The sequence below is a fragment of the Pseudomonas sp. NPDC089741 genome (assembly GCF_044748825.1).
GTDB lineage: Bacteria > Pseudomonadota > Gammaproteobacteria > Pseudomonadales > Pseudomonadaceae > Aquipseudomonas > Aquipseudomonas helmanticensis.
In genome coordinates this window covers 35,990-55,291 of record NZ_JBIVGT010000026.1, presented here as the reverse complement: position 1 = coordinate 55,291, position 19,302 = coordinate 35,990, and the positions used below count along the sequence as shown (strand labels likewise).

At 59.3% G+C, this 19,302-nt stretch carries 24 protein-coding genes; 1 reads left to right on the top strand and 23 read right to left on the bottom strand.

The annotated features are described in order from the left end of the window. The first annotated feature begins 325 nt into the window (after nt 1-325). Nucleotides 326-1,444 (top strand): TIGR00730 family Rossman fold protein, encoded by a 1,119-nt coding sequence (locus ACIPZE_RS21375; RefSeq protein ID WP_283437466.1) that lies wholly within the window; start codon nt 326-328, stop codon nt 1,442-1,444. A gap of 54 nt (nt 1,445-1,498) precedes the next feature. Here the strand turns inward: ACIPZE_RS21375 and recX are convergent, their stop codons facing one another. From recX to ACIPZE_RS21260, 23 genes are all read right to left on the bottom strand, one after another. Further along, entirely contained in the window at nt 1,499-1,969 is a 471-nt protein-coding gene (recX, locus tag ACIPZE_RS21370; RefSeq protein WP_400775117.1) for a recombination regulator RecX, read from the bottom strand. A gap of 8 nt (nt 1,970-1,977) precedes the next feature. Continuing rightward, nucleotides 1,978-3,033: a recombinase RecA gene (recA, locus tag ACIPZE_RS21365; RefSeq protein WP_201227715.1), complete on the bottom strand. Its 1,056-nt coding sequence runs from the start codon at nt 3,031-3,033 to the stop codon at nt 1,978-1,980. Nucleotides 3,034-3,116: 83 nt separating this feature from the next. Next, entirely contained in the window at nt 3,117-3,617 is a 501-nt protein-coding gene (locus ACIPZE_RS21360; protein WP_283437468.1) for a CinA family protein, read from the bottom strand. 67 nt (nt 3,618-3,684) lie between these two features. After that, nucleotides 3,685-4,203, bottom strand: coding sequence for a lysis system i-spanin subunit Rz (locus ACIPZE_RS21355; protein WP_283437469.1), 519 nt, complete (start codon nt 4,201-4,203; stop codon nt 3,685-3,687). Next, complete coding sequence (locus tag ACIPZE_RS21350; RefSeq protein ID WP_283437470.1) at nt 4,182-4,748, bottom strand: glycoside hydrolase family 19 protein; 567 nt, start codon at nt 4,746-4,748, stop codon at nt 4,182-4,184. Before ACIPZE_RS21350 ends, ACIPZE_RS21355 begins: the two co-directional genes overlap by 22 nt. Before the next feature lie 36 nt (nt 4,749-4,784). After that, nucleotides 4,785-5,000, bottom strand: a complete 216-nt coding sequence (locus ACIPZE_RS21345; RefSeq protein WP_283437471.1) for a hypothetical protein — start codon at nt 4,998-5,000, stop codon at nt 4,785-4,787. Nucleotides 5,001-5,010: 10 nt separating this feature from the next. Beyond that, nucleotides 5,011-6,213, bottom strand: a complete 1,203-nt coding sequence (locus ACIPZE_RS21340; RefSeq protein ID WP_400775111.1) for a carbohydrate-binding protein CenC — start codon at nt 6,211-6,213, stop codon at nt 5,011-5,013. Between the two features lie 92 nt (nt 6,214-6,305). After that, the gene (locus ACIPZE_RS21335) at nt 6,306-6,743 is read right to left on the bottom strand and encodes a phage tail assembly chaperone (protein ID WP_283437473.1); all 438 of its coding nucleotides are present in this window, start codon (nt 6,741-6,743) and stop codon (nt 6,306-6,308) included. A 9-nt stretch (nt 6,744-6,752) separates the two neighbouring features. Next, entirely contained in the window at nt 6,753-7,457 is a 705-nt protein-coding gene (locus ACIPZE_RS21330) for a hypothetical protein (RefSeq protein ID WP_283437474.1), read from the bottom strand. A gap of 23 nt (nt 7,458-7,480) precedes the next feature. Then, nucleotides 7,481-8,047: a tail fiber assembly protein gene (locus ACIPZE_RS21325; protein ID WP_283437475.1), complete on the bottom strand. Its 567-nt coding sequence runs from the start codon at nt 8,045-8,047 to the stop codon at nt 7,481-7,483. Nucleotides 8,048-8,054: 7 nt separating this feature from the next. Beyond that, a complete protein-coding gene (locus ACIPZE_RS21320) occupies nt 8,055-9,134 on the bottom strand; it encodes a phage tail protein (protein WP_283437476.1) in 1,080 nt (359 codons plus the stop codon). A 139-nt stretch (nt 9,135-9,273) separates the two neighbouring features. Beyond that, a complete protein-coding gene (locus ACIPZE_RS21315; RefSeq protein WP_400775107.1) occupies nt 9,274-9,789 on the bottom strand; it encodes a phage tail protein in 516 nt (171 codons plus the stop codon). Continuing rightward, nucleotides 9,786-10,943, bottom strand: a complete 1,158-nt coding sequence (locus tag ACIPZE_RS21310; RefSeq protein ID WP_283437478.1) for a phage tail protein — start codon at nt 10,941-10,943, stop codon at nt 9,786-9,788. The genes ACIPZE_RS21315 and ACIPZE_RS21310 overlap by 4 nt, the downstream gene beginning before the upstream one ends. Before the next feature lie 71 nt (nt 10,944-11,014). Then, nucleotides 11,015-11,434, bottom strand: a complete 420-nt coding sequence (locus ACIPZE_RS21305; RefSeq protein ID WP_052178193.1) for a tail fiber assembly protein — start codon at nt 11,432-11,434, stop codon at nt 11,015-11,017. A gap of 17 nt (nt 11,435-11,451) precedes the next feature. Next, nucleotides 11,452-12,333 carry a gp53-like domain-containing protein gene (locus ACIPZE_RS21300; protein WP_283437480.1) on the bottom strand — a complete coding sequence of 294 codons (882 nt, stop codon included), beginning with the start codon at nt 12,331-12,333 and terminating at the stop codon, nt 11,452-11,454. A 12-nt stretch (nt 12,334-12,345) separates the two neighbouring features. Next, on the bottom strand, nt 12,346-12,945 hold the full coding sequence (locus ACIPZE_RS21295) for a YmfQ family protein (RefSeq protein WP_400775103.1): 600 nt from the start codon (nt 12,943-12,945) through the stop codon (nt 12,346-12,348). Then, entirely contained in the window at nt 12,936-13,976 is a 1,041-nt protein-coding gene (locus tag ACIPZE_RS21290; protein WP_400775101.1) for a baseplate J/gp47 family protein, read from the bottom strand. The genes ACIPZE_RS21295 and ACIPZE_RS21290 overlap by 10 nt, the downstream gene beginning before the upstream one ends. Beyond that, on the bottom strand, nt 13,966-14,364 hold the full coding sequence (locus tag ACIPZE_RS21285; protein ID WP_038358016.1) for a phage GP46 family protein: 399 nt from the start codon (nt 14,362-14,364) through the stop codon (nt 13,966-13,968). The genes ACIPZE_RS21290 and ACIPZE_RS21285 overlap by 11 nt, the downstream gene beginning before the upstream one ends. Then, nucleotides 14,364-14,873, bottom strand: coding sequence for a phage baseplate assembly protein V (locus ACIPZE_RS21280; RefSeq protein WP_129389952.1), 510 nt, complete (start codon nt 14,871-14,873; stop codon nt 14,364-14,366). Before ACIPZE_RS21280 ends, ACIPZE_RS21285 begins: the two co-directional genes overlap by 1 nt. 114 nt (nt 14,874-14,987) lie before the next feature. Then, nucleotides 14,988-16,034 (bottom strand): phage baseplate assembly protein, encoded by a 1,047-nt coding sequence (locus ACIPZE_RS21275; protein WP_283437483.1) that lies wholly within the window; start codon nt 16,032-16,034, stop codon nt 14,988-14,990. 3 nt (nt 16,035-16,037) lie between these two features. Then, nucleotides 16,038-17,273 (bottom strand): DNA circularization protein, encoded by a 1,236-nt coding sequence (locus tag ACIPZE_RS21270; RefSeq protein WP_400775097.1) that lies wholly within the window; start codon nt 17,271-17,273, stop codon nt 16,038-16,040. After that, a complete protein-coding gene (locus tag ACIPZE_RS21265) occupies nt 17,260-18,948 on the bottom strand; it encodes a phage tail protein (protein WP_400775096.1) in 1,689 nt (562 codons plus the stop codon). The genes ACIPZE_RS21270 and ACIPZE_RS21265 overlap by 14 nt, the downstream gene beginning before the upstream one ends. A gap of 130 nt (nt 18,949-19,078) precedes the next feature. Then, the coding region (locus tag ACIPZE_RS21260) for a phage tail assembly protein (RefSeq protein WP_400775093.1) at nt 19,079-19,302 on the bottom strand (224 nt) is incomplete at its 5' end.

Below are 19,302 nucleotides of genomic sequence, written 5' to 3'. Positions count from 1 at the left end.
CCTTGAATCGCGTGCACCTTGCATACGGTGATTGACGCAATGCTGTCGTACGGTGCCTGTCAGTTAGTTAATCAGAGGGATAGCCACTCGGCGTGCGTTCGGACGAGCGGTGCCGATACTGGCAAAAAATCAATAAGCGGTTGCCAGCCAGAACGTTGCGGCGCAATGATCAAGCCAGCGCAAACGCGCGCAAGGGTCTAGATTCAGAGTATTCCCGATCACTTTTCAACGGCAGACAAGGAACTGCCGATCGTGTGTTTTTTTTGCAGCGCGGCACTGACGCCGCTCGTCAGGGCCATCCGCTCTGTGCAGAAGGAGACGTTGAATGCCTTACCAACCGAATGACTTGCTCAGCCGGCATTTTCAGGAAAGCGGTCCCGACCTTATCAGCCAGGTCGAAGCACAACTCAACCGTGTTTCCCCCAACAGCCCGAACATTCCCATCTACCGCGACATGATCCTCACCGTGCTGCGCATGGCACAGGAAGACCACAACCGCTGGAACGCCAAGATCACCCTGCAAGCCCTGCGCGAACTGGAGCAGGCGTTTCGTGTGCTGGAACAATTCAAGGGCCGCCGCAAAGTCACCGTATTCGGCTCGGCGCGCACGCCGGTCGAGCATCCGTTGTATGCCATGGCGCGTGAACTCGGTGCCGCGTTGGCGCATTCAGACATGATGGTCATTACCGGCGCCGGGGGCGGCATCATGGCCGCTGCGCATGAAGGTGCCGGCCGTGATCACAGTCTCGGATTCAACATCACCCTACCCTTCGAGCAGCATGCCAACCCGACTGTCGATGGCACCAATAATCTGCTGCCATTCCACTTCTTCTTCACGCGCAAACTGTTCTTCGTCAAAGAAGCCGACGCGCTGGTTTTGTGCCCTGGCGGATTCGGCACGCTGGATGAAGCACTGGAGGTACTGACACTGATCCAGACCGGTAAAAGTCCACTGGTGCCTGTGGTGTTACTGGATGCGCCAGGCGGCACGTTCTGGCAGGTCGCAATGGACTTCATTCGTCAGCAACTGGAGGACAACCGTTACATCCTACCGACCGACATGAAGCTGATGCGATTGGTCTACAGCGTTGAAGAGGCCGTAGAACAGATCAACCAGTTCTACAGCAACTTCCACTCGAGCCGCTGGCTCAAGCGGCAGTTCGTGATTCGCATGCATCACAAACTCAACGATCAGGCGCTGGAGCATATGCAGGAAGCTTTCGCCGATCTGTGCCTGAGCGACCAGTTTCATCAACACGCCTACAACGGCGAGGAACACGACGAAGCGCAGTTCAGCCATCTGGCGCGACTGGCCTTCGCCTTTAACGCGCGCACTCACGGGCGTCTGCGGGAGTTGATCGATTACATTAACCTGCCGGAAAACTGGGCAGACTCCAAACCGCAAGCAACGCAACGCGCGCGCGAACCGTCAAAGGTCATTTGAAGGCAAAAAAAAAGGCCCGCTATTTTCATAGCGGGCCGTTTTTGTTGAATCGTTTTAATCGTCCATGTCGCGACCGCTGAACAAGCGGTTGATCATCTCCATCGAAAAGCCTCGATACGCCAGGAAACGGCCTTGCTTGGCCCGCTCTTTCGCGTCGATCGGCAAATGTCCGGAGAACTTGCGTTGCCAGATGTCCTGAAGCTGCTGCTGCCAACTGATACCGCATTCGCGCAGGGCGAGTTCGATATCAGCACGCTGCAAACCGCGCTGGCCCAACTCCTCGCGAATCCGCAGAGGGCCATAGCCGGAACGGGCACGGTAGGAAACAAAGCTTTCAAGGTAACGGGCTTCGGAAAGCAGCCCTTCTTCCGTCAAACGGTCGAGGGCTGTTTCGATCAACTCCGCCTCAGCGCCGCGTTGACGCAGTTTACGCGTCAACTCGACTCGACCGTGCTCGCGACGTGCGAGCAGGTCCATGGCGGTTCGCCGCACCGCGACGAGGGTATCGAGTACGGCGGTGGTCATCGCTGCAATCAGATGTCAGCGTCGGCCAGGTCGTCTGCAGTCTCTTTGACTGCCGAGGCCTTGGAGTCGATCACTGTCGGCGTCAGCAGCTTGTCACGCAGTTGCTTCTCGAGCTTCGCAGCGATTTCCGGGTTGTCTGCCAGGAACTTGGCCGAGTTGGCCTTGCCCTGACCGATCTTGGTGCCTTCGTAGGCGTACCAGGCGCCGGACTTCTCAACGAAACCGTGCAACACACCGAGGTCGATCATCTCGCCGTTGAGGTAGATGCCTTTGCCGTAAAGAATCTGGAACTCGGCCTGACGGAACGGCGAAGCAACCTTGTTCTTCACAACCTTGACGCGGGTTTCGCTGCCGACCACTTCGTCGCCTTCCTTCACCGCGCCGGTACGGCGGATGTCGAGACGAACCGAGGCGTAGAACTTCAGCGCGTTACCACCGGTGGTGGTTTCCGGGCTACCGAACATCACGCCGATCTTCATGCGGATCTGGTTGATGAAGATTACCAGGCAGTTGGCGTTCTTGATGTTACCGGTGATTTTACGCAGCGCCTGGGACATCAGACGGGCTTGCAGGCCCACGTGCATGTCACCCATTTCACCTTCGATTTCAGCCTTCGGTACCAGTGCAGCCACGGAGTCGACGATGATCACGTCAACCGCGTTGGAACGCACCAGCATGTCGGTGATTTCCAGGGCCTGCTCGCCGGTGTCCGGCTGGGATACCAGCAGGTCGTCAACGTTGACGCCCAGTTTGCCGGCGTACTCAGGGTCGAGGGCGTGTTCGGCGTCGACGAATGCGCAGGTCGCGCCGGCTTTTTGAGCCTGGGCGATCACCGACAAGGTCAGCGTGGTTTTACCGGAGGATTCCGGACCGTAGATTTCAACGATACGGCCTTTGGGCAGACCGCCAATGCCGAGTGCGATGTCCAGACCCAGAGAGCCAGTGGAAATAGCCGGGATCGCCTGACGGTCTTGATCGCCCATACGCATCACGGCACCCTTGCCGAATTGACGTTCGATCTGACCCAGGGCCGCAGCCAAGGCTTTCTTCTTGTTGTCGTCCATTAAAGTCCTCACGTAATCAATAAGGCCTGACGGCCAACACCTGTATAAGTAGCCAGTATTATTCCACAGCGTTCGCGGATCGCCTACCCCTGATTTTCGATTTCTCGTGCCGCTAGTCGCAGGAGCCCCTCTAGCGCGGCCTTCACCGTTTGTCGGCGGACTTCATCACGGTTGCCGGGGAAGTGCTGAACCTCACTGGTGACCGTTTCGCCAACACCCCAGGCCAGCCACACAGTGCCCACCGGTTTGTTCGGTGAACCACCGTCCGGCCCGGCCACCCCGCTGACCGCCACGGCAAATCGCGCCAGGCTTTTGTCCTGCGCGCCACGCACCATTGCCTCGACCACCTCGGCACTGACCGCGCCGACCGTCTCGAACAACTCGACCGGCACATTCAGTTGCAGGGTTTTCTGCCGGTTGGAGTACGTCACGTAACCGGCCTCGAACCACGCCGAGCTGCCGGGAATCCGCGTGATCGCCTCGGCGATACCGCCGCCGGTGCACGACTCGGCGGTGGTGACGTGGGCATTGAGCACTTGCAGGCGTCGGCCAAGTTCAGCAGCCAATTGGGTGATCTCTTTCACGGCGCACTCCGGATCGTGTGGGATGCCTTCACCGTACACGAGCCGGTTGCGCTTTCAATACACAGAGTCATTCAAAATGTTCGGGGGCCAACGCTCTGACATAGGCCTGACACGCCTGCAGCGCGATCAATCCGCGGTCGCCGCTGTCGGTGATGGTGATAATTCGTTGAGCATGCGCCGGGTCAAGTCGGGCACGTACGGTTGCATGATCCACGCCGCCGGGGCCGGCGGTGGCTGGCACGTTGCAGCCTGGGGCAACGTCGCTGGCGTCGAGTAGGACTGACAGGCGCACATCAGCAGTGGCAAGACGATCGCGCAGGCGATCCTGATCTCGTTGGGCATCGCTCAGCGCTCGATAGTGGGTTTGTTCACTGGCGGCGAGCCGTTGCTCCAGCGCCAGGCGTTTATCCTGTTCGGCCTGTTGGGCTGAGGCAGCGGCAAAATTCTGTTGATTGAGGACTTCGGCGTTTAACCGAGCCTGCTCGGCGAGTTGCCGGCCGTAACGCCAGTCCTGCAACTGCCAGGCCACGGCAAAAGCTCCCAGCGCCAACAACAAGATGCCGATCATTCGCCAGGGGATTGGCATAACACCGCCCTCGCCCGCGCCCAGATTTCCAGGCGATCCTGCAAGCCGTTCAACCCGCCGTTGATGCGCCGGGTGATGGTGTTGAACTGGTCGCGATCGGCCAGTTCGTTCAAACCGTTCTGTTCCCAGAACCACGCGGCGGATTCGGCTGCCCATTGCGGCTGTTCGAGCAGTTCGGGCAACGACAACAGCCGCTCATCGCCAAACAGGCCAACGCTGCATTGCCGATAATTGCTACGGCCAGTGATTTGTATCAGCCCGCGTCCGCGGTACTTTTGCCCGTCGCCATCAGCCTCTGGGGTATTGCCCAGACGCAGCGCCAATGTGCCGGTGTCGTATTTGCTCAGGTATTGGTTGTTGCCCAGCTCGCGCACATAACGCAGTTGCCCCGACTCGTGGCCGACCTGCGCCAGAAACGCAGCCATGCGTTTGGGCGTGTCGATACGACGCCGCGTCATGGCGGCGTTGAGCGCAGAAACAAAAACGCCCGCTTGGGAGCGGGCGTTGGGCATGATGTCGATAAGGTTATTTTCAGTTATTTGCATGATGCGTAATCCTCCCTGGATACTCCCCCGATTGAATCACGGCTGCCGGCCAATGCCTGCCAGCCATTTATTTGCCAGAGTTTTCAGGGTGCTGCCCGCTGCCGCTTCAGGTGCTTCGTCCAATGGCAGCACTTGCCCACCCGATACCAGCCACGACTGATACGCGACCCAGTCACGATTGGTCGGATCCTGTGGGATGAATGCCGAATCCTCGATGCGCAATACGCCGCAAGGAGTCAGTTGATAGGTCATGAGTTCACTCCTAAATTTCAGCGTCCGCTGTCCATTCAATCTGCAACCCGTTACCAGGCGCGCTGCTGGGTGACGTCACAGTGCCAATCGCGAAGCTCCGCTCGGTCGTACTTTGCACGGTAGTCCCCGTGCAAACCGCTCCCGCCGAATAGTTCCAGATCTGATTACTGGCATTGGCAGGGCAATACAACACAACAGTAGGCTGCACTCTCTTCTGCACCTGCATGTAGACGACCATTCCATATTGAGGGCTGGCGGCTGCCGCAGACTGGGTAAACGAGACGATGCAAGTACCGACGCCATTGTTCGCCCGGATCACTGAACTGTTGGCAAAGGACTTCTCGAAATAACGCAGACATAGCATCAGCTCCTCGGCCGGAGGACGGTATTCGAAAGGCGTGGAAACCGGTCCTTCCTCCAACTGAACTTGTGCCAGGTCAACCGTCTGCAAAACATTGAGCGGCAGGTCGAAAGCCAGTCTCAGAAAATTGTTCACCCCGAGCATTTTCCCTGCGATGACGGGTACCTGAAACGTCGCCGAGTACTTTGTCCAGGCCGTGTTCAACTGAAAAACGTCGACCACTTTCACTACAGGTTCCGAGCCGCTGACGCCGAAATATTGCCCCGCCGTCACCTGCAGCGCCCGTGGCGCATCGGAACGTGCCCAAAAGGTGACAGTGGCGGTCTTCCCGGCCAGGCTCCGAACCGACTCAATAGCCTGGGAAATTTTATGCTCCGTTGCACCAACGCCCGCCGTGGTCTGCTGCCAGCGCAGGAAATACGCCGGCTCACCGGCCACCTCGGTCTGCCCCGGAACGAAGCTCTGCCGGCTGATCGCTACAGCCGCATTACTGTTCCAGTCACAGCGAAACCGATCAGCCACGTAACCACCAATATTCGGCCCCGGATTGGTCGTCCCGCGTTGCCAGATATCGAATCCACCGTTGATCAGCAAATTCTTGCGGTACACCTGCACCGGGAATTGCTGCAACGGGTCCGGCTTCGACAACAGCCGAATCGCCTGCGCGAGTTGATTGGTTTGTGCTTCATCCGGAGTCAAACCGGCGGCAGTAATTGCGCTGAGAATTTCTTCGGTAACGCTGTTGCCCCAACTGGCCGGGATCAGTGAACCGGGCTTGCCCGCAATCGGGTCTTCATCGACAAACTTGCCGTTCTCCAGGCCGGAGCCGGGGACGCTTTTCGGGTAATCCACTTTCAGCTCCTTTCAAGTCGCATGAAACGCCAACGCCCGCAAAGGCGGGCGTTGGCAAAAAATGAATGAGGCACTCTGTTCAACTGGCGACATCAAGCCCCAGCCAGCATTCGCATCAGCCAGCCCGGCGCTAAAGGTCGACTCGTGTCTGCGGGAAACTCCGTGCTCGCCGGCCAGTCACGCAGTTCCTGGCGATAGTCAAGAAGCTCTTGGTGGTCCTCGATACTCAGACTCAACGGCCTGCCCGCGGCCTCCTCATCCCGATCACGGTCCACCAGCCATTGGCTGGCCAACAATTGCTCGTCGCGCCATTTCCGCGCCAGGTCTGAAAGCTCGGAAACCGACAAGGGTGCGGCATCGATGAGCACCGGCAGCCCCTCAGCATCATGGCTACGCACTTTTCCAGGTGCAGGGTTGCCGATCACGGCGATGAAACGCTCCTCAGTGATCGGTACGGCATCGCTCGGCATGCTTGGATTGATACCGGACAGGTACACACAGCCTGTCGACTGGCTATAAAAACGACTCATGGTTTTTCCTCAGCGCCCGAACGCGATTGCACAAAAGCCGCAAGGCAACAGTTCCGAGTACAACGTAAACCCGGTCTGCGTTTTCGCCCCCAGCGAAACACTGCCAGGCGCGCTGCCATTCAATGTGGAGGGGAATACCGCCAGGCAGGTATTGGGAAACGCGAGGGCGAAGCTTGAATAAGCACCCTGAATCCCCAGTGTCGAGATTCCAACCCATTGAATGATGAAACCACCCAGCCAAGTAGGAAAAACGATGTAACCGTTGGTGGTCAGACTGGCAGAAAAACCAAAGCGCAGCGTTTTCGGCGTTACGATCGTGGTGTTATCCGCACCACCATCGGTTTGCGCCTGAGTGGCCGTCTTCGCCACCCCGGCAATGCTTTCGCTCGCCTGCACCACGCGTTTGGCAATCGCTTGAAAAACTCGCAACGGCGTCATGCGCTTGACGTTGTCAGTGCCTTGTTCCGCGTCTTGAACACTGGCCACCGGCACCACGCTTTGGGTGATTTTCTGTTCGATGGCGGACTTCAGTTGAGCGTTGTCCTGCTCATCCGCTGCGAGGCCAGCCGACTGAATCACATTCAGCACTTCCTCAGTGACAGCGTTGCCCCACTGCGCAGGAATCAAAGACCCGATGGCCCCGGTCAACGGGTTTTCGTCGACAAACCTGCCATTGACCAAGCCCGTGCCGGGCAAACTCTTTGGATAATCCATTTCACTTTTTCCTTGTGTAGAAATCAGCCGTTCACGGCAGCGCCGGGGACAATCGGCCACGTGATTTCGTCAGGAAACCCGCTCTGCTTTTCGAGGCGATTGAGCTCGACGCTGTAGAGTTTCCATTCGAGCAATTGCAGTTGTTCTTCGTGGCTGGCATCGCCGATGTCTTCGGCGTACTGAAGAGGTGCGATGCGCAAAACGGCTTCGCGCAGCAACACATCACGCTTGGCGAGAGACTGTTGGCTGACGCTCGACAAACGAGCCTGCTCATCCAGCACCCAGGCGTTGTCGCGCCAGACATGGAGCTCGCCGGGCCAAGGCTGTGACGTAAGGGTTTCGGGCAACGCCCCCAGTTCGGTCCAGATCTGTTGGGCGCCCCCGTCCTTGCGATAAACCACACCGCGGCGATCGATCGCTTCACGGGGTACGCCATTGATCAGCGCCCAGCTACGACCGGCTTCAGGCTCAGGCAACTCAAACGACAGCTCAATTGCGTTGGCGGGAAGCTGAATGCCGATTCCGGGCGTGACAGGAAACTCGACGGGGCCGGACAGAGCGCCCGAGCCATCGATCAGATAATTGAACATGGACACCTCAGATAAGTTTGATTCGACCCGGATAAGCAATATTTCGAGGACGCGTGATACCACCATGGTTCAGCAAATCAGCGTCAGTGATTGGCGTAACCGGCGCTGCAGGAGTGATGTATTTGACGGTGGAGCCCGCGTAATCGGCGTATTCGCCCATATCGAAACCCAGTTGGGCCTTCTGCGTACTGATGTGTGTCGCGAACAGAATATTGTCGCCAATGCCGTTGTCGCCCTGAACTAAAGAGCCTTTTTGCCAAGACCCCGGTGCACGCCCGGTATCGACCAAACGGCCTTCGGCCAGTACGCGCAAAAATTCGCCACGGGCTTCTGGCAGACGAAACGTCGCGGCGCCATCTCCAAGCGTCCACGCGCCGCCCCGATCGGCTTCAGAACGCAACATGCCCGACTGCTGTGCGTGATCCCAGAGCCATGGCCATTCCGAGCGATTGAGTAAGGAACCATTCAGCACTGCATAGCCACCGGGCATTACAGCCAGAGTGGTTTCAAAGGCTACGTAGCCGAGCGAAGCTCCGTCCAGACGACCGATCGGCCACCAGTTGCCCGCTGTATCGCTGCGCAAATGCCACCAGTCACCTGCCCCCATCAATACGAAAAACGGATAACCCGAAACATTCAGGTGGGTGTGAAACCTGATCAAGTCGCCGCCTGAACTTTTCACGACGAGGCGATTACCGCTGTTATCGACACGTCGCACAATGACGTCACGCACGCCCAGGCTGGTATTGGCTGGCGGCAGACTGACGCTCAGTGCCCCGGCCCCGGCATCGATCAGAACCAGGCCCAACTCATCCATGGTCAGAGACCTGGAGGTGCCAACCCGAGTAATGACCGAACGCATCGGACTGGAATTACCAATAATCGACTGAATCGCCTTGTACAACTGGCCGGTGTCCGCTTCGGCAGCGACCAACCCGGCACCAGTAATCACACTCAGAATCTCCTGAGTGACACTGTTGCCCCACACCGCCGGAATCAAAGAACCCGGCGTGCCCGCCACCGGGTTTTCATCGACGAAACGGCCATCGACCAGGCCGACGCTGGGGACGCTTTTTGGATAATCCATAGGTTGTTCGTTCCTTTGAAATGACAAATGACCTACGTCGACACAGCGTTTCAAGCGTGTCCGTCTCCGGTCGGTTTTCTGAAAATAAAAAGCCCACGTTGAAGTGGGCTTGGGTGAAGCGGAAGGAAGGCTTTTTGGCTTAGCCGGAAACACCGCTGGCCAGCTCACGGATCGCGACCAAAGCCTCGTCACCTGCACTGCGAACCAGATCCATTTTGCCCTTGGCAGCCTGCGCGCGAATCTGCGCCTTGGCCTTCAGGCGCAGAGTACGCAGCGTCAGCAAGTGATCGGTGAGTTGCTCAGCCTTGCTCAGGATCTGCTCGGCAGCCTGTTTGGCCGTGCGACCTTTGGCTACCCAGGCAGCGACCGACAGCGGCACTTCCTTTTTCGGGTAACCGGCGTCTTGATAAGCCTGCGCGTCAGCGGCAGCCTGAGCGTATTCCATGGCTTTGAGCGGATCGCCAGCCAACACTGTGCGGGCGCTGTCAGCGGCGGCGTCGATTTTTGCGCACAAGCGTTCAGTCTCCTGCGCGTCCAGCGCCGCCTGTTTATCGCCGTTCACTACCCATTTATCACCATCCCAATCGTGGGCGGCAGAGGGTTGGGGAAGACGCATTTCGCCGTCGAACTGATGAAGCTCCTGAATAACGATCATCGAATAAGCTCCCACGACAGTTGGACGTTCACGGCGTCGGCAAAGTTGATTGCAATACCAACGCTGTAGTCGGTGATTGGATGAGTCTTGATGCCCATGCTCAGCAACAACTCATCACTCTCGGCGTTCGACTGGCCAAGGTTGTGCTCTGCCTGATAGCACTGCCACAGCGAGCGCAAATTGGCATGGTCGAAACTGGCGGTCAGCGTTGCAACCGTCACGTCGTTAACGATGTTGTTGGTGAACAACACACAAGGGGAAATCGTTGCGGGATTCCAGCCCCCGGGGTTGTTGGAGCTGCCGGCAATTACGGGCGACAGGAAGCAATAGTTGCCCCCCACCCATCCGGTTGATGGAAACGCGACCGACGTCACCGCCGTCGACGACGGTGTCGGGTTGCCGGCAACCAATCGTGCAGAACGTGCATGGGGATCCAGTGGCAGGAAAATTGCGCCCGTCCCGTTGACGGTCTGGGTCCAGGTCAAACGGGCACGGTTGTAAATGGTTCGCACAGTGGGTACCGACCCCGGTGCGCCGGTAATTACCCAGGCCAGGCACATGTCCAGAGCTGTTGACTGGAATCCGCCACCGGCGGCGCCGTTGACTGTTCCTTTCAACGATTCGGGCGTCACGTCATGGATGTTGCCGCGCTGCACATAGAACGTCAGCGCACCGCCAGAGACTTGCGCGCGCAGAAAATAATGACTGCTGGGCAACAGATCAGCACTGCTCCAGGCGGACGTCACAAAAGTGCGCGAACGACCCAATTGGCCACTCACGACTTCCTGACCCAGGCTGATAAACGTGCCCGCCGCAATTGCAACCCTGCCACCGCTGGTGGATGCCGCAGCCGGGCTGACCGTCAGCCGGCCATCGGCAGTGGCAACGGTCGGCAGCGGCAATGCCACAAGAGGCAACGCCAGATCCTGATTCCAGCCCTTGGCCGTCACCGACTGAATCGCCTGCAACAACTGATCGTATTTCTTCTCGTCCGGGGTCAGCCCACCGGCATTGATCACGTTGAGAATTTCCAGCGTAACCCCGTTACCCCATTCCGCCGGAATCAGCGATCCCGGGGTTCCGGTCATCGGGTTTTCATCAACAAATTTCCCATTCACCAATCCGGCGCTGGGCACACTGTTTGGATAATCCACGCGGGGACCTCCCGTTATTCTGGGTGATTGTTCAAGAAGCTGTTTTTGCAGGCTTCAAGTCAGAAAAGGCATCAAACCGGCAACACTGGCCAGTCCACGCTTTGCGGATAACCTGGCTGCCTGTCGATTTTGTTCAGCGCCAGTTTGTAGGTAGCAAAAGCCTTGAACCGCTGCATGTCATCGGCATCCAGCAACCCTGCGATGTAGGCGTCGGCCATACCGACGGTTTGCTGGTCTGCTTCGGCCAACAACTCATCCCGCCGTGCCAGGGCCGATGCTCGCTGTTCGCTTTCAACCAGCAGCGATGCGTTCGGCAATGCATGTTTGGTGACCTTGCCATCGGTCCATTTCCAGATGCCGTCGCGCTCCTCGATCGTGCGCAGGAACAGCTCATCGGAGATCTCTACGGCAGTGGCGGGCATCTGCGTGTGAATCGCCGAGTCATAGCGCCCAAGCAGTTCGCCCTGGGCATCAAAATCAATGTATTTCATTTCATTCACCGTTGATTTCAGTAGCCCAAGGCAAACCAGTTCCAGCCGCCAGGGTCAGCATTGGAGAAGCGCTGAAACTGGCTTGGCGAAAGTCTGTACAGGGAGAAGCGCAGATCCGCGAATCCCGGCGAGATATCGCCACCCGAGAGAAAAAGCACGCTTTTTGGAAAGGCAATCGGGTAGGTAATGGTTTCGCTGAGTGCTCCGCCCGTGGCCAGTCCCCACTGCAGGATCAAGCCACTGGGTAAACGCTGATAGCCGCCTGCAGTGTTCAATGAAGCGGTAAACGCGGGCGAGTACTTGAGTGCACCGTCACCGGAGTCCAGACCCCAGCCTCCGCCGAGTAGAAGTCGGCGAAACGTAACGTAGCTACCACCGACAAATGACAACGTGTTATCCGGCACACTACCGGCGGCGGTGACCAGACTTTCGCCACTTCTGACTTTTACGGTCAAGCCACCGGAGCTTGCCATCAGAGACACCAACCCTCCGGCAGGCACAGTCGACCACTGCGGCAATGTTGCAGTGCTGGGGCCAGTAAAGATCGACAGTTTGCCGACGTCAGCGACGGTCATCGAAACCTCACCGACGTAATTGGTCTGCCCCGCCAGATTGCCGAGTGCGCGCTGTACAAACTCGGTGGTCGCAACTTTCTGGCTGACATCGAACTGGGCCGGCGTTTCAAACAGCTTTGTGCCGCGAATGGCCGCCAGCAACTGCGTGTTCAAGCCTTCTGTCGGCTCGAGCCCGGCGGCCTTGATGACCGTCAACACCTCTTCGGTAAGGGCGTTGCCCCACTCTGCTGGAATCAGCGATCCGGGCGTCCCGGTAACAGGATTTTCATCGACAAAACGACTGTTGACCAAACCGACACCGGGCATGCTTTTCGGATAATCCATCCGGCTTACTCCCTAGTCATAATTGATGTGCACCTTGGTATGCGCCGGCGCACTGCGGTGAATCAGGCACTCCAGCGCCGAGCCCGGGTTCACGCCGAAGCGCTCGCCCCAGTAGCTCGCGCCGTAACGCCGGCCGAGCAGCAGGCGCCCGCCGGTGTTGAGCGTCCACATGAACTGCGCTTCCCACGTGCCCCAGTGCGCTGAACCAAAACGCGAACGGCCCATGCGCGGGGCTTCGAGTTCGGTGATGGTGGCGTTGGGATAACCCTGGCTTTTGGCGATATCGAGGTAGTAACCGACGGCCTGGCTGCCGACCGCGAGCAGGCGTCGGCGTACGGCGAGGCGGCGGTCGTCGAACAGCGGTGTGGCGCCCAGGCACGGATCGGGCAGTTCCATCACCCGCTCCCAGTCCGGCACCAGTTCGCTGACGCCGGCCGGGTCCATCTCGTTGAGCAGGTCGGCGGCGCGGGCGTCGAGGCGCGCCAGTTCGACGGCGACGCCTTGCAGCACTTCCTCAAGTTCGGGGACGCGCTCCGGATCCCACGCCTTGCCGCTCGGCAGCAGCGCACGCAGTTGCGCCTGGTATTGCGCAGCGGATCTGATCACGCCCATACGCAACCTCCGAAGGTCAACAGTTCGCTGTCATCGGCAGCGACGTTGCCGGTCGGCGAATTGAGCACGTGATCGGTTTCACCGGCGGCGCTGCTGATCGCTTCACGAATATGGCTGATCAACAGGTTCTGACCGAGGTCGGCCTCGCGGTTGTGCAGGTCGCGCAACTGGGTTTCAACCGCCGCACGCACGGCAGAGGTGTCCGGCGTCAGCTTCAGGTTGTAGGTCACCGGCACCTGCACCGGTGGCAGTACGTGGACCTCGGCGGTGACCGGGCGCAACGGTTCGATGTGTGCCTGGACTTCAGCCAGTTGCTCGGCGTTGGGCACCGGTTGCGGATCGTCGTCGCGCATGATGTAGAGGCTGACCGTGCCCGGCCCGAGCAAACCGCCGCGGCACCATGCGCGCGTAACGCCTGGCAGCTCCAATGCCCAGGTCTCGTAATCGCTGGCCGCACCGCCATGCGGAATTACGCGATAGGAACGGATCACCCGCGAACGCAGCGACTCCAGGCTTTCCAGGGCGACGCCGCCACTCAGGCCCGGCTCGGTAACGACGAAGCTATTACCGACGATACCGGCAATCGGTTGCACCGGAGTGAGCGTCAGACCGGCATCGGCATTGCCCAGGCTGCCAGCGTCGAGCGCGGCGATGGTGGTGCTGTTGCTGCCATTGGTCGTGGTGCGTGCCTTGGTGACTTTATACGTGCGGCCGTCGTTGGTTTGCAGCAACGTATCGGCGTCGAGCACCGCACCGGCGGTGGCGGTAAAACTCACCGTGCCGGTGGCCGCTTGCGCCGGTTTGCGCGGCTGGTTCAGACGCAGTGCAGCGATGCGTTCCAGGGTCGATTCGTCGGCCTTGTCCGGCAGGACCTGCTCGGCAATCCAGTCGAGGTAACCGTACAAGCCATACGCGGCGCCGCTGAGCGTTCGGGCCAGCACTTGCGCATCGGACTGGCGCAGCGAATCGCCGGCCAGGTCGCTTTGGGTGCGTTTGATCAGCACCGGCAGCGAAGGGGTTTCAAACGGCATAGATCACCTGCCAACTATTATCGGGGTTGATGTCCAGGCGTTCGCCGTCGGCCAGGGTCAGGACCGTGCGCAGGTTCAGGCGCTGAGCGTCGAGGCGTTCGCTGATGATGTCGATGGCGCTGCAATGGCCGTCATCGATCAGCCATTGCAAGGCTTCGCGGGCATAGAATTCGGCGTCCATCTGGGTCTGTCGGGTCAGCTTGACCCGGCGTAACAGCCACAGCCGCGAGCCGATGCGATCGTCGGCGACGGTGGGGAAACTGTCGCCCCACCAGCCAAAGCGCTCGTCGTCATCGAGGGCGTCGTCATCGGCGGCGCGGCGCCAGGTAAACAGGCTGATGAGCACGGCGCGGGTCAGCGCGGCGTGAAGGTTCGGGCTGATAAGCATCATTTGCCTCCCGCCGGCGCGCCGGTCTGGCCGCTGCCGGCCTGTACGCCGACGTGCACGTGTTTGATCTGGCTGATGCCACCGGCGAGCTGGTCGCCGGTGGAGACGATTTTGCCGGTCTGGTTGATCACCGGCGTATCGAAGTTCACCGCGCTGCTGGCGCGGATGTTCAACGTGGCGGTTTCGATGTCGATGATCCGGCCACGCTTGAAGTGAATCCGGTCGCCCTCGTCGGTGTAGATCGCCACTTCGCCGGCAGCCAGCGATTGCAGGCGATAGCGGCGGTCAGCGATGACCAGGGCGATGGCGTGGGAGCGATCGCCACCGATGAACGTGACGACACCTTCGGCACCGGCCAGCGGATGGCTGGTGAAACCGTAGGGTTCGAAGTGCTCCATGTCGTCGTTCACTTCGCCGGCGGTAAGGCGCATTTGCAGCGATTGCAGCTTGGATGCCGAATTGGCGAGCACGACAGTGCCGCGCGCCAGCAGGCGTGTCAGTAGGCTCATGCTTGGTTCCTGTAAGAAACGGGCCGACGTCAAAAGATCGCAGCCTGCGGCAGCTCCTACACAGGATCGGCGTACACCTGTAGGAGCTGCCGAAGGCTGCGATCTTTTCAGGGCCTATGTGGTTTTTTTCGGGGGGCTGGGATTGGCGTCGAAGGTATGCGGCGGCGCCACTTGCAGCGTGGTCACCGAACCTTGCGCCGACAGCGAATACGTGACTTTGGAAATCAGCATGTCGCCATCAAACCCAAGCACCGGATCTTTCACCCGTACCAGCGTGTTGTGCCGCCACAGATCCCCGTTGGCCTGACGCCAGCCCTGCACCTGATAGGTGGTGGTCTGCGCGCGGCCCATGCGGGTGGCGCTTTCCCATTGGGCACGCTGCTGCGCCAACTCAAAGGTCAGTTGCGTGCCTTCGTTGATCACCGTAGTGCGGCGACGTTTGAAGGTCAGGTCGGCAGCAATCGATTCGACTTCGCTGACCGCCGCCCCGCTCTTCTTGTCCGAGCCTTTTTGCTGGCCGATCACCCGGTATTCGGAGAACACCTGGCTGTAATCCATCGCCGCGTTGGCCGAAAGGATATTCTTGCCCAGCTCCAGTACATCACTGGCCCGACCGCCGCTGCCGGGCTTGGCCAGCACCAGCCGGCCCTGCTCGTCATCGGTGGAAAACACCCGCAGCAGCGAGAGCAAACGGTCGATCGACTGAAACACCGTTTCACCCGGCACGATGGTGTGTTTGGTCAGTCGTGCGGTCTCGGGTATTTCGTTGACCACCGACTGCGAATAGCCCATCGCCAGCGCCTCGACAATGCTCAGCAGCGGTTGCTCCTGCCATTGACCCGGGCGATTGATGGCCGCGCAATCAACCAGGTCCTGGGTCTTCGAACTGCCTTCGATGGTCAGGCTGATCTGCCGCCCGTCATAGCGGATCGGCGCCTTGAACACGTAGCCGGTGAGCACCAGATCGTTGCCGATCTTCACCTCGCACGGGTCGCCGGGCTTGATCGGTTGATCCACCGTTTGCCCTGGCCATTGCCAGGTGATGTCGAGTTTGAAGGTACGGAACTGGCGCTCCAGATCAGCCGTGATTTCCACGCTTTTCCAGCCGCCATACTCCAGGTTGTTGACCGTCAGCGTGACGCGGTTATCCATCTCGCTCATGGTTCACTCCCCGGGGACTTTCACTTGGTTGGGTGAGAACCCGGGATGATTCGTCGGGTTGCGCTGCTGGATTTCCAGGGCCCGCGTGGCATCGCTCAGGTACTTGTAGGCGATCACCAGAGCCGGTGCGCTTTCCTGAATGGTTTTAGTGACAACCCGTATACCCGAGGACGCAACAGCCTTGAGGTGAGTGACCAACGCATCCTGCAAATCGCTGGCTACCTGGTGATGCGCAGGACTGGATTTGTTCTTCGCCAGATCCAGCGTGCTGACCAGATTCTTCAGCATCGCCAGCGTATCGTCGGTGGACGGCACGTCCTGATGAGTGATTGGCTGGCTGGCCTGATTGTTGACGGAAGGCGTCGACGGCAACTTCATCGGTTTGCTGGCGACCGGCATCGACGCGATCCACTGCGCCGCTTTCACGATCAGCGTGTCCTGCACCAGATCGGCCATGGCTTGCGCCGCCGCATTGGTGTCCGTGCCGGTGGTGAGCTTCGGCGCATCGGCCTTGCGGATCGCTTCGAGTTGTTGCGACACGTCGGCAATCACGCCACGGTAGCCTTCCTTCGCAAACGTCTTCAGCTCCTTGATATCGCCGAGCAAGCCGTTGAACTCCGCCGCCAGCTCCTTGGGCAACTCCTTGACCGCTTTGACCAGGTCGGTGATGTCTTTGTAGTACGTGATCAGCGGCTGGAGCTGTTCTTTGATGATCTCGTAGACCCCGGCGAGACTGTTACGCAAATTGGCAATGCCGATCCGCGCCGCTTTGATCATCGTCATCGCCTGCTCGAACCGCGCGAGGGCAGAAGCCTGAAAAGTCCCGGCCTTGAGCAGTATTGCCTGTTGGGTACTGACGGACGCAGTCGGAAACTGCAACGGCTTGTCGGGATAGAACTTCAGGGTAAAGGTCACCAACCCGCCGTCCTGGCGGGTGTGGGTCATGTCGCATTCGCCGACCTTGACTTGCAGGCGTCCGAGCCACGGATGCACCAGCTCGCCACTGCCCGCCTCCAATGCCTTGAGCAACTTGTCGCGCTGCTCCAGGCAATCGGCGCCGATGATGAACGCCGTGACGTCATGAATCCTCGCCTGCTGGCCAAGGTCCTCGAAGTACGGCAGGTCACGCTGCGGATACTCGTGCAACTGACCCTTGCGACCGACCGGGGTTTTCGTCGAATCAATCCAGAAACCGACACCGCGAAAGGATGCCGGCAACAAACGGTCACGCCAGTTCATTGGAACCTCCCACGGACAACGAGCGATAGCCAATGCGCGAAGACAGCGCCAGGCCCGGTTGATTGGTTCGCGGTTGATCGGTACGCATCCCCGGCGGGGCATTGACGAAGCTCACCGTCAGGCCGCCTTCGAGTTGCGTGCGATTGTTGATTGCGCTTTGCTGGATCAGGGCGCTGGAGGATTGCGGCAGAGAGCCGCCCTGCATCAACGGTTTTTGCAGCGAGTTGCCGGGTTCCGACAACGCACCCGACGCCGCCTCGCTGGCACCACCGAAGAACGCTGGCGCCAGTTCACCCTTGCCTTCGGCATTGGTTTTTTTCTGAGCGTCAGCAAAGCCTTCGATCTTGCCGGTGATCTTGGTGATGAACCCGCCGAAACTGCCGCCGAGCATTTCCCTGATTGGCGCCATGTACGATTCGATCTTGTCGGCAAACTCACGGATACGGTCGGTCAATGGCGACCATTTCAAATCAAACATGTCCAGCGGTGAACCCATGAACGGCAAGCCGAAAATCGCCCCCAACGCCATCATCACGGCACGAATGGATTCTGTTTTTTCGGCAAAGAACGCAGGCACCTGACCCCAGAGTTCGTTGATCTTGTCCATCGGGACGTAGTCATTGAATACGCTGCGCAACGTCTCTTTGAGCGGTACGATCAGCGCCGTCAGCAAATCGAAGATGGCCGCGAGCAACTGAGTGACCGGTCCCCAGTTATTCACTATCAAGCCCCACGGCGTCCAGCTGAAAGCCTCTTTGAGATTTGCGAAAAACGAAGTTGCGTTCTCCTGGATACGCGCGAAAATCGCCGTGAATATCGGGCTGATGATCCCCCAGTTATTCACAATCAAACCCTGCGGAGTCCAGGCAAACAGGGCCTTGAAGAATTCGAACGCGGGTACTGCTACAGCCTTGATTCCTCGCCAGAACGACGAGAAAAACTCAGTGACCGGTCCCCAGTTGTTGATCAGCATTCCCAGCGGGGTGTAGCTGAACATTGTCTTGAAGAACTCGGCCATCGGGATCACTACCGGCGCAATCTTCTGCCAGAGCTCGCTGAAAAACGTCGAGATCGGTTTCCAGTAGGCGACGATCAAACCGGCGGCCAGGGCAATCCCGGTGGCGATCAGCATGATCGGGTTGGCCTTCATCACCAGGCTCATGATGTCGAACACTTGGGTCGCGCCCGTCACCGCGGTTTGCATTGCCGAGAAGGCGATGGCTCCCGCCGCGAGGCCTTGTACCAGCTCGGGGTTGTCGGCCAGCAAGCTGCCGAAACCGTTGAGCATTGGTTCAAGACCGATCACCACCGCGCCAACCGCCGGCACCAACGCGGCACTCACCGCCGTCGAGACCTTCTCCATCGACGCACTGAACACGTTCATGGTCTGTGCGGCGACTTTCGGCGCGGCGGGCAAGTCGACGGTTTTTGCCGTGTCGCTGAATTCGGTCAACTTGCCCTGAAACGCGGCCGCCGACTTGATCCCCTCGACAAACGGCGTGATCACGCTGCCGCCCTTGAACAGACCGCTGATGTCCAGTTTGCCGAGGCCGGTCTGTTCGAGGTTTTTCTTGAAGCTGTCGACCTTCGCTCGCAACGCGCCGAGCTTGGGCGACAGTTCATCGATGCCCGTGATCAGCACCGGGGTTTTCACTTTGGTTTCTTCGTCTGCCATCACTGCACCTGCTGCATCGCATTGATCCGTTGCGCGTGCTCCAGCGATTCGCGGAGCACATCCAGTGGCCTGGCCATCATCTGTTCGGGGTCAACCTTCCAGAACCAGGCCAGGTCATAGGCGACTGCGATCAGGTCGGTGATGGCTCCGACGCCGCACTCATGAAAAAACTCGCAACAGCCCAGCTCAGCGCGTTGAGGTCAGCCAGATCCAACTGGTTGACCGACGACGGCGGAATGCCGGCGCACACGGCGATGTATTTGGCCGCCACGTCCATGTCGAGGCTGACTTCTTCGCTCTTGTCGATCTGGTAGGGCAGCGCCGTGATGGCTCGCGCGTCCTGCACCGGTGGAC